Raw genomic sequence first — 10,100 nt, 5'->3', positions numbered from 1 at the left:
CGGGCCGACGCCGCCGAGCGTGACAAGTGGGTTTCGCACGGCAGCGAGGTTCTGCGGGGCCGTTCTGACGTCACCCACATGTCCGCGCCCGCGGGCAACGAATCACCGAATTAGAGGGGACTACCGTCGAATCGTGACTACTTCAGCATTGGCGCTCACCGAAGAACACCGGGACCTCGCAGACGCCGCCACCGGGCAGTTGACCCGGCTCGACAGCCTGGCCGCCGCCCGAGCGACGCTGGAGCGCGGTTCGAAGAATCCCGGCGACATCTGGAAGGCCTCCGCGGAGCAGGGGTGGAACGGGCTCGCGATCAGTGAGGACCACGGCGGCTCCGGGTTCGGCCTGTCGGAGCTGTCGATCGTCCTCGAGGCGCAGGGCCGCTCAGTGTGCCCGGGCCCGTTTTTGCCGACGGTCGCGGCAGCGCTGTTGATCGACCGCTGCGCCTCTGAATCGCTACGCGCACAACTGCTTCCAGGCTTCGCCGACGGGAGTACCGTCGGGGCGCTCGGCTTGTCGGATGACTTCGTCCTCGGCGCGCCGGATGCCGACGTGCTCGCCATCGTCGCCGGCGACGACGTCGTCGTGGTGAACGCCGACGACGTCACCGTCACCGCGTACGACAACGCACTCGACACGACCCGCAGCATCGGCAAGGTCGTCTTCGACCGCGCGAACGTACGGGACGACCGCGTGCTCCGCGGCGCCGCCCGGCACGCCCGCACCGTGTTCAGGATCCTGGCCGCCGCCGAGGCCGTGGGCTGCAGCTGGGCGGCCCTCGAGATGGCGCGCGAATACGCGAAGGTCCGCGAGCAGTTCGGCAGGACGATCGGCACGTTCCAGGCGGTCAAGCACCATCTGGCCAACATGCTCGTCAACGCCGAGGAGACCACCGCGGCCACCTGGGACGCCGCCCGCGCCGACGATCTCGACAGCGCGGAGTTTGCCGCGGCGGTGGCCGGCGCGCTGGCCATCCGCACGCAAATATTCAACTCGCAGTACAACATTCAGCTCCACGGCGGCATCGCCTTTACCTGGGAACACGACGCGCACCTCTACCTGCGGCGGGCGCGCACGCTGGCGGCTCTGATGACCGACAGCGGAGACCCGCTGTTCGACATCGTCGACGCTGTCCGCAACGGGCAGGCGCGCGGCGCGACGTTCACGCTGCCGCAGGAGGCGGACGGCTACCGCGAACAGGCACGTGAGGCCGCGGCGAAGCTGCGGTCGCTGCCCCCCGATCAACAGCGCGACTTCCTCGTCGACTCCGGTTATCTGGTCCCGCACTGGCCCCAGCCGTGGGGGCGCGGTGCCGACGTCGTGGAGCAGCTCGTCATCGACGAGGAGTTCCGCGACATCGACGTGCCCGACATGGGCATCACGGGATGGGTGACGCTGACGGTCGCACAAGCGGGCACCGAAGACCAGCGCGACCGGTGGGTCGAGCCGGTGCTTCGCGGCAAGGAGATGTGGTGTCAGCTATTCTCCGAACCTGGAGCAGGTTCGGACGCCGCGGCGGTACGCACCGCGGGTAAGCGGGTGGACGGCGGATGGCAGGTCACCGGCCAGAAGGTCTGGACCAGTCTCGCCCGCGACTGCCAGTGGGGCCTCGCGACCGTGCGCACCGACCCCGACGCGCCCAAGCACGCGGGCGTCACGATGATGGCCATCGACATGAATGCGCCTGGCGTGAAAGTGAATCCGCTGCGGGAAATCAGCGGCGAATCGCATTTCAACGAGGTGTTCTTCGATGAGGTGTTCGTTCCCGACACCGACGTGGTCGGCGACGTGAACAGGGGCTGGCTGGTGGCCAGGGCAACCCTGGGCAACGAGCGGATCTCCATCGGCGGCGGCTCATCGGGCACCCTCGCCTTCAGGGTCGACGACTTGGTCAAGTTGCTCGACGCCGCGCCTGCCGAAACGGCGGCCGCCTACGTTCGTCAGGTCGGCGAGGTGATCGCGGATTTCCACACGCTGCGGCTGCTGAACCTCCGCCGCGCCAGCCGCGCCATCGCAGGCGCGGAACCCGGGCCCGAGGGCAACGTGACCAAGCTGGTGCTGGCCGAGCAGTCGCAGCGGCTGACGGAGCTGGGCATGGTGCTGGCTGGACCGGCTGCGGTGTTGGGGCAGACCCCGAAACTGACCGGCTCGTATCTGGGCGGGCGCGCGATCACGATTGCGGGCGGCACGTCGGAGATCTCCCGCAACACGATCGCCGAACGGATCCTCGGGCTGCCGCGCGACCCGCTGCTGAAGTAGCGGACCGCGCCGAACTGGGCCTCGCGCCGGATCAGGCAGCTGGACCTCAGCGCGGTCCAGTGAGCTTGCCGGACAAGGTCTTTGCAAAGGTGTGCGTGTCGCCAGGCCACCGGGCGGACACGTAGTCGCCGTCGTCGACGACGAAGGCCGGGCGCGAGTCCGTCGCCGTGTCGCGGGCGAGTCCGGAGGTCTTGGTCCGCCAATTGTCGGATCCGGGGACCACGTCGCAATAATCGGCGGGGTCCTTCAGCGCGCGGGTGACCTCCGCTTGCACCGACATGTACCCCGGCGGATCACCGGGTTGCTCGGTGTATGTCCGATAGTAGTCCGGATCCCAAAAGCGGGTGATCCGCGCGATTCGCCACGCGCGCCGCTCGAATTCCCATGTGAGCGAGGTGGTTTTGCGCCCGTAGAGCACGGAGTGGCCGGTCGCCGGGTCGACGCTGCGCGCCGCGAGCAGCACGCCGTGGCAGATGGCCGCCACCAGCAGCCCACGACGGAATGCGTCGACGACGAGCGCTTGCAACAGCGCGCTGTCGATGTAGCTGCGCATCCCGCGCGGTCGGTGACCGCCAGGCAATACCAGCGCGTCGGTGTCGTCGATCGTCGCATCGGACCAGGCGATCGGGTGCCGGTACTCATCGGACTCCTGCATCTGCGCATAGGCTCTGCGCGCGTCGGCATTGGCCCGTAGCGCGCGGCCCACGACCCTGACGCGTCCCAGAACCGGTATCGCAGACCACAGGTCAAGTCCTCGACCCGTCACCATGATGTCGTCGGCCTGCGCCGGGGTTCCGCTTCGCGTCGCGAACACGACGCGATGACCGTCGCGAACGAGCACTTGCCAGCTGACGGCGACCTCCGTCGGGTCGAAGTCCCGGTCGGGTATCGGCAGCAGCACGGTGCCCATTCGGCAACGGTATCGCTTTACAAAATCCTCACCGAATGTCACGCTCGGTTGGTGGATTTCTCGCAGGTCGAACTCTCGGCTGACGATCAGGCCTTTTGCGACGAGCTCAGGACGTTCCTCACCGAGCATGTGACCGCGGAGGTGCGGCAACGCGATCGCGAGACCGGCGAGAACTTCGACGAGAACGTGCACCTGGCACTCGGCGAGGCCGGATACCTCTCGGCGCTGTGGGAGTCGCCGGACGAGGGGGGTTTCAGTCCCGTCCGCAAGCGCATCTGGGACCTGGAGATCCAGCGCGCAGAAGTGCCGTGGTACCACGGCGGCGTCACCTTCATGGTCGCTCACGTAGTCGACCAGTTCGCGACGCCCGAGCTGAAGGCCGAGGTGATGCCGGGCGTGCTGTCCGGACATGTGCGGCTGTGCCTGGGCCTCACCGAACCGGAGGGCGGATCCGACGTCGCGACGTGCAAGACACGCTCAGTACGCGATGGCGATCACTGGATCATCAACGGCTCCAAGATGTTCACCTCGAACGCGCACAACGCGCAGTTTGTCTTCCTGGTGACCAACAGCGACCCCGACGCTCCGAAGCACCAGAGCCTCACGATGTTTCTGGTGCCACTCGACAGCGCTGGCGTCGAGATCCAACCCATCCGCACCATCGACGGCGACCGCACCAACATCACCTACTACAGCGACGTCCGTATTCCCGACAAGTACCGGCTGGGCGAGGTCAACGGCGGCTGGACCGTGCTGCGGTCCGCTCTCAACGCCGAGCACGGCACCGTCGAGAAGGACGCCACCGGCCTGCAGAAAACCGCGGCCATGGTCGAGCACCTCACGCGCATGGCACAGTCGGTCGACACGATCGCGGGCATGGTCGCCGCGAAAGACGCCAACGGGCGCTGTGCACTGGACGACGAGTCGGTCAGCTACCGGCTGGGCCGCGGCCTTGCCAGGATCGAAGCCGGGCTGAGCACACCGGACATGTTCGGGCGCGTGGCCGTGGTGCAGGCAATGCGCGACATCGGCCCGGAGATGATGGACATCGTCGGAACGGCGTCGGCCCTGCCCGTCGGAACCCCGGGCGCGGCCGACGACGGCGGCATCGAATACGCGTGGCGGCTGTCGCTGCCCTCGGGAATCTACGGAGGAACACTCGAAGTGTTCCGCAACATGATCGCCCAACACGCGCTGGGGCTGGGCCGTCCGAACTATTCGCCGGCGCGGACCTGATCTTTCACTGCGTTCACCACGGGCGGAGCGGTCCGCCAGTTCGGCAGGCCGTCTTCCTCCATGCCCACGGGCCACCTGTTCTCGTGCGCCCACGCCCAGTGCGCGTGGTTCAACTCGTGCAGTGTGAAGCACGCGTTGAGCGCGTTATAGAAGCCCATGTTGTCGACGGTTTGGTTGACCGCCTCCTTGGTCAGCAGCGCGGCCATCGTGGGAACTTCGGCGATACGTCGTGCGAACTCCAGTGTCTTGTCAACTAATTCGTCCGCGGGGAAGATCTTCGATACCATACCCATCTGGTAGGCGTCCTCGACCGTCAGCGAATCACCGGTCAGCATCAGCTCTTTGGTCTTGCGCGGCCCGAACTCCCAAGGGTGCGCGAAATACTCGACACCGCACATGCCAAGTCTTGTACCAACGACATCCGCGAACCGGGTGCCCTCAGCGGCGACGATCAGGTCGCACGCCCACATCAGCATCAGTGCCGCCGCGTACACCTCACCATGCACCTGTGCCACGGTGATCTTGCGTAGGTTGCGCCAGCGGCGCGTGTTCTCGAAGAAGTGGTGCCACTCCTGCAGCAGCAGCTTCTCGGCGGCGTCGCGCGTACCGCCATTCTGCGAGTAGCTCGGGTGCTGTGTCGGCCCCGGGGTGTACTCCTCGCGCATGACGTTGGAGCCCAGGTCGTGGCCGGACGAGAACATCGGCCCATTGCCGCCGAGGATGACCACCCGGACGGTGTCGTCGGCCTCCGCCTTCAGGAACGCGTCGTTGAGCTCGACGAGCATCCCGCGGTTCTGCGCGTTTCGTGCTTCCGGCCGGTTCAGCATGATCCGGGCGATGCGCCCGTCGTCGATCAACTCGTACGTGATGAAGCGGTAATCCTGCGGCATAGCGGCATTCTATGCAGACGAGAATTTCGCACTCCTATTTGGAGCACGCCATTCGCATCAGCCGCTCTCGTCGAGCGCTGCGAGAGCGGCTACGCCGAGGCCCGTCGCGAGCAGCGCGGTTCCGCCGGCAAGAAACGCGCCCGACCGGGGGACCTCACCACGGCGGCCCGCGTCGACGAGCGCAAGTGCATCGACGATGTCCACCATGACATTGATGCCGACAAAGGTGCGCGGTGAGCCGACGGCGTCAAGCTGCAGCAGGCCCGCAGCCAGGAGGGCGTTGCGGATACCGAACATGCGGGCGAACGGAATCGCCGCCGTACCTTCGCCGTTCAGCCTGAACATGCGTGACCCCAGCCGGGGAAACAATGTCGCGATCGTGGCAATCGCGACGCGAGTGCCGGTAAGAAGGTTCAGAGGTACGGAGCGTTCGGTAGATGACATGTGCTTCTCCTGTTCAGGTACGCGCGAAGCCCTTGTTCCACATCAGGAAGTCGGCCAGGAATCCATCGTGCGGGACGTGCGGCGCGCCGAAGTAGGTGGGGTAGCCGCCGACGTAGACGTTCGTCACCGTCGGCTCGTTGAGCAGATCGTCGACGAGCTGCTCGTCATCGGTGATCAGACTGAGCGCCAATGAGTTTCGCAGCGGAGCGAGACCGTCGTCGCGCGACCAACTCGCCACCCACACACACGGGAACGGCAGCTCGACGTTCAGGGTCCGTTCGTCGGGACTCGCCAGCAGATGCACCGCAGGCCGCAGCGCGGCGTAGCCGTTCCCGAGATCGGCGACCACCTGATCGGAACCGAGCACCGGGATCGTCCCTGCCGCCTTGATCGCGAGGTGATCCGCCACGGCGCGTGCGCTCTCGACGGGTGCCGTGGGCAACAGTGACCGCACGTCGGTGTTCGGCAACGGCGGAATGGTGGCCAGCCGCTCAGCGATTGCCTGTGCGAGCGGGGTGGCGTCGCCCTCGTACAGCACGGCGGTGGCGTTCACGCACGCCATCCCGCCGTATTTGCAGACGGAGTCGACGATCACGTCGATGTGATCGCGCCAGTCCTGTTCGGCGGTGATCAGGACCTTGCTGCGCCCGGGCCCGTTCGTGAACACCGTGGATTCATTGGCGTATCGGTCGACGACGTCCTGGCCGCCGTAGACCAGCGCGAGGTCGGCCGCGTTGATGAGCTCGCCTGCCCCCGCATAGTCGGTGGGCAAATAAAGCGCGTCTTCGCAACGAAACCCGGCCTGGCGCAACGTATGTATGACGCGGTGCGCGGTGAACGGCTCGCGCCGAGACGGCCGGACCGCGACGCGGTAACCCAGTGCAAGCGCCTGTGGCCACAGCCCGTGAACGCCCGGCGCGTTCCCAGGAGCGTGCACCCCCAGCACGTCGCCACGACGGGCCCACACCGCCGTGCCGCCGCGGGTGTCCCTTTCGCGCCAGTCCGTCACCGCGCCGCTCGGCCTGGCGGGGCGCACGGCGTCGAATGCGGTCGCGAGCGCGTCAGCCACACCGCGAGCGCCTTCACGGGTCGCGGTCATCGGCAGGCCGGCGACCCGGCAGGTGAGCTCGACATAGGCGTCGAAATCCAGGCCGCCGATCGTCGATTCCAGGAACAGCTCCGCGGCCCGGTCGAGCGCTTTCTCGCGGTGTTCGGCAGGCAACGGATGAACCTTGCGCTGCGCCTTGATCGAGCGGGCAACGTACAACCGTGGCACGAGGCTCAACTCGCCGACGGCCACACCCGCTGTGTCCTTGATGGTTTCGCGTTGCCGGGTCCGTCGCTCACCCTCCGGCCCGAGCGCGTCGAGGGGTATCAATACACTCCCTCGATCACCGGCTCGCCCTCGAAGCGGGCTACCGGCGCGACCTCGGTGAGCGAATCGCCCACCTGACCCTCTGGGCCGGGCACGCGCATGGCGGTATCCCGTTCGAGGTTGTTCGGCAAGAACATGCCCTTGCTGATGTGGTTCATCACCACCTGGCCCCGCTCGCCGTATGGCACCTCGGCACCCGTTTCCGGGTCGATCACCCGAAAGACGATGTAGGGCGACCGCGGATCGAAAATTCAAGACTCCCAGTCGGATTCGAGGCGCGTACGCGCCTGCGACAGGATCATCGTGCTGCCGAAAACCATCGTGATCGCGGCGTCGGGGAAGATCTCGCTGAACAGGTCCATCGTGTCGAGGTCCACATGCGCGCCGCTGAGCAGGACATAGCGCACCTGCTCGTTGACCAGATCCACGAGCGAATCGTCGCGTGCGATTGCCTCCAACAGCGGCGGAGTGGTGTGCAGATTGCCGATGTCCTGCGTCTGCAGAATGAACGCCGCCTGCTCAAGGCAATGGTCGACGTACCCGGACATCTCTTGTGTGGCGTTGCGGGCAGCGAGTTTCTTGACCCATCGCGGGTCGAGGTCGATCGGGAAGAACACCGACCCGAGCCGCTCCGAGACCACCTGATCGAAGTGCCCTACTCCGTGCGGCCCGCTCGGCACGAGGGCGAGCAGGCCGCTACCGCGCACAAACCCGCCGGCACTGAAATCCTCGACCTGCCAACGCGCTACCTGCTCAACCCAGTCCGGCATCTGTACGGTCCGTTTCGGCGCGCCGGTGGTGCCGCCGGACTCGAAGATCCGGGGGACAGGTGGCGTCGGCCCGTATCCGCGCGGGATCAGGTCGTGCACGGGCGCGGTGCGCAACTCGTCCAGCAGATTCGGGAACAAACTCAGATCCGCGTACGAGCGGACACGGGTGAGCGGGTCGAAGTCGAGATCCTTGGCCGCCCGCAGCCAGAACGGAGAACCGGTGTCCTCGCCGAAATGCCACGCTATCGCGGCCCGCAGGAATGTCTCGGGATCCGCGACGGGCTCCTCCCGCGGCACGTCCAGCAAGGAGAAATCACTGACGTCCACACAGGAGATCCTGTCGCAGCCCCGGCGGCGCGAGCCACCGACACGTCAGGGTTCACCTGCTGGACCGCTGTTCTTCACCGGCAGCTCCGCGAACACATCCACGCGGCCGTCGTCAAAACTGAGGCAGCCCTTGATAGCAACGGACTCCGGCAGCGGCTCCTCGTAACTCCAGGCGACGTCGTCAACGACGGCGTTCCCGACGACGGCTGCCCAGTACGTCGCGACGCCCTTGTAGTTGCAGTAGCTGGAGGTCTCGGTGCGCCGGAGCAAATCCGTCCGGACGAGCGACGGATCGACGTAGAGGCGGGGCTCGAGCGCGGTTTCGAACACGATGACGGTCTGGTCCGTGTCGACCAATGTCGTGCCGCCGGCCGTCACGCGCAGTCTCCGGTGGGTCGGCCGGCAATCGACCCGGTGATACGGGTTCGGCGGGTAATGGACGAGCGTGCGGCCCTCCTCCAGCCAGGTGTCGACGGCGTCCCAGGGCACCCGCACGTAGCCCTCGGCCGCGGGCTCCGGTTCCGATGGCAACTCGCCGACCGCGTCGGCGGGAAACACGTAGCTGAGGGGGTGATTGCTGCGGTGCACCATGAGTGCACGTTCGGTGTCAATGACTGTGCGGCCGTTGATGATTGCCTGTACCCGTCGCGGATGGGGCTCGACGTAGACCACGTCGGAAGGCAGCGCGGGGACGAACCAGCCGGCAGGATCCTGGCCAAGTGGTCCGCGCCCGGCGACCAGGCTCATCGTCGTACCCTCAAGCCGCCGTCCTGCACACCCTCTCACTTTACATATTCGTTCAAAAGTGTCAATCTGCTCGAATGGCCTCGGTGTCCCGGCTCGCACGGATGGCAGCACACGTCGGTCATGGTGTGCAGCGCCTCGCCACCGACGCCGCGCTGCAGGGCATGCGGCGTTTCCCGCGTCGCGTCGAAGACCTCGACGCGGCCGTCATGTCACGAATCCTCGGCAGGCGCGTGTCGTCGGCGTCGGTGCTCGACGGCACGTCGGGGACGTCGTCGCGGGCGCGGCTCGCCCTCGCCGGTGACAACGTGCCCGAGTCGGTGTTCGTGAAACTCCCTGCCGCCGCTGCCGGCACCCGCATGCTCGGCGAACTGGCGCGGCTTGGTGAGACCGAGGCCAGGTTCTACAAACAGCTCGCGCCCGAACTCGGCGACGGGATTCCGCGGTGCCACGGCTCGGAGTTCGACCCGCTCACCCGGCCGCTACGTCATCGCGCTGGAGGACATGACGACGTCACCATGCGAATTCCCCGACACACTGCATCCTCTCGGCAACGACAAGATGGCACTGCTCGTCGAGGTGCTCGCTCACGTCCACGGGACGTTCTACGGCCGGCTTCCTCAAAAGCACGGCGGCGGAGGGCAATTCGGTTGGCTTGTGGCCGCCCTCGGCAGATCCGAGCACCGCGCTGACACCGCCGCTGATGAAGTACTCTGCCCGCAAGCTGGCCGAACGGACGTCAATTCCCGTCGGCGTCGGGCGTTACCTGTGGGAGAACTTCGACGCCGTCACCGCGACCGTCGACGAAGGTCCGCACACGGTGCTGCACGGCGATTCGCATCCGGGCAACACTTACTTCCGCGACGGGAGAGCCGGTCTGCTGGACTGGCAGGTGGTGCGGCGCGGCCACCCGTCGCGCGATCTGACCTACACCCTGGTGTTGGGGATGTCCACGCAGGACCGCCGGGCCGTCGAGCGCGACCTGCTCGACGTCTACCGCAAGGCATTGACCGCGGGCGGCGGCACCGCTTTCAGCCGCGACGACCTGTGGACCCGCTACCGGCAGGCCGGTCTGTACGCGTACGTGTCGCCGCTGACGGTCGCGGCCCTTGGCGGCATGCAGACCGAGGAAGTGTCCATGGAGGGA

General features: G+C 66.8%; 9 protein-coding genes and 1 pseudogene. 4 read left to right on the top strand and 6 right to left on the bottom strand.

Annotated features, from left to right (window positions below; genetic code table 11):
- Positions 1–133 precede the first annotated feature (133 nt).
- Entirely contained in the window at positions 134–2,257 is a 2,124-nt protein-coding gene (locus QOH60_RS21015; RefSeq protein ID WP_526423804.1) for an acyl-CoA dehydrogenase family protein, read from the top strand.
- A gap of 46 nt (positions 2,258–2,303) precedes the next feature.
- Here the strand turns inward: QOH60_RS21015 and QOH60_RS21010 are convergent, their stop codons facing one another.
- Positions 2,304–3,167, bottom strand: a complete 864-nt coding sequence (locus tag QOH60_RS21010; RefSeq protein ID WP_526423803.1) for a type 1 glutamine amidotransferase domain-containing protein — start codon at positions 3,165–3,167, stop codon at positions 2,304–2,306.
- Between the two features lie 51 nt (positions 3,168–3,218).
- Here QOH60_RS21010 and QOH60_RS21005 point away from each other — a divergent pair, with 51 nt between their 5' ends.
- Positions 3,219–4,403: an acyl-CoA dehydrogenase family protein gene (locus QOH60_RS21005; protein ID WP_526423802.1), complete on the top strand. Its 1,185-nt coding sequence runs from the start codon at positions 3,219–3,221 to the stop codon at positions 4,401–4,403.
- Here the strand turns inward: QOH60_RS21005 and QOH60_RS21000 are convergent.
- From QOH60_RS21000 to QOH60_RS20980, 5 genes and pseudogenes are all read right to left on the bottom strand, one after another.
- Positions 4,382–5,293: an enoyl-CoA hydratase/isomerase family protein gene (locus tag QOH60_RS21000; RefSeq protein WP_526423801.1), complete on the bottom strand. Its 912-nt coding sequence runs from the start codon at positions 5,291–5,293 to the stop codon at positions 4,382–4,384. The genes QOH60_RS21005 and QOH60_RS21000 overlap by 22 nt on opposite strands.
- 57 nt (positions 5,294–5,350) lie before the next feature.
- Positions 5,351–5,737, bottom strand: a complete 387-nt coding sequence (locus QOH60_RS20995; RefSeq protein ID WP_526423800.1) for a hypothetical protein — start codon at positions 5,735–5,737, stop codon at positions 5,351–5,353.
- A gap of 13 nt (positions 5,738–5,750) precedes the next feature.
- A complete protein-coding gene (locus tag QOH60_RS20990; RefSeq protein WP_526423799.1) occupies positions 5,751–7,115 on the bottom strand; it encodes an aldehyde dehydrogenase family protein in 1,365 nt (454 codons plus the stop codon).
- Positions 7,112–8,209, bottom strand: a pseudogene (locus QOH60_RS20985) (phenylacetate--CoA ligase family protein). The gene QOH60_RS20990 and the pseudogene QOH60_RS20985 overlap by 4 nt, the downstream one beginning before the upstream one ends.
- A gap of 45 nt (positions 8,210–8,254) precedes the next feature.
- Complete coding sequence (locus tag QOH60_RS20980; protein ID WP_526423798.1) at positions 8,255–8,956, bottom strand: DUF427 domain-containing protein; 702 nt, start codon at positions 8,954–8,956, stop codon at positions 8,255–8,257.
- A gap of 74 nt (positions 8,957–9,030) precedes the next feature.
- Here QOH60_RS20980 and QOH60_RS20975 point away from each other — a divergent pair, with 74 nt between their 5' ends.
- Positions 9,031–9,645, top strand: coding sequence for a hypothetical protein (locus QOH60_RS20975; RefSeq protein ID WP_526423797.1), 615 nt, complete (start codon positions 9,031–9,033; stop codon positions 9,643–9,645).
- Between the two features lie 11 nt (positions 9,646–9,656).
- A partial coding sequence (locus tag QOH60_RS20970) for a phosphotransferase (RefSeq protein ID WP_526423796.1) occupies positions 9,657–10,100 on the top strand: 444 nt, incomplete at its 3' end.

The sequence above is a fragment of the Mycobacterium sp. genome (assembly GCF_032159765.1).
Taxonomy (GTDB): domain Bacteria; phylum Actinomycetota; class Actinomycetes; order Mycobacteriales; family Mycobacteriaceae; genus Mycobacterium.
This window is presented reverse-complemented; position numbering and strand designations above follow the sequence as displayed.

Coding starts and splice junctions, on each gene's coding strand:
- QOH60_RS21010 (WP_526423803.1), bottom strand. CDS start 3,167: ATGGGCACCGTGCTGCTGCCGATACCCGACCGGGACTTCGACCCGACG.
- QOH60_RS21000 (WP_526423801.1), bottom strand. CDS start 5,293: ATGCCGCAGGATTACCGCTTCATCACGTACGAGTTGATCGACGACGGG.
- QOH60_RS20995 (WP_526423800.1), bottom strand. CDS start 5,737: ATGTCATCTACCGAACGCTCCGTACCTCTGAACCTTCTTACCGGCACT.
- QOH60_RS20980 (WP_526423798.1), bottom strand. CDS start 8,956: ATGAGCCTGGTCGCCGGGCGCGGACCACTTGGCCAGGATCCTGCCGGC.
- QOH60_RS20975 (WP_526423797.1), top strand. CDS start 9,031: ATGGCCTCGGTGTCCCGGCTCGCACGGATGGCAGCACACGTCGGTCAT.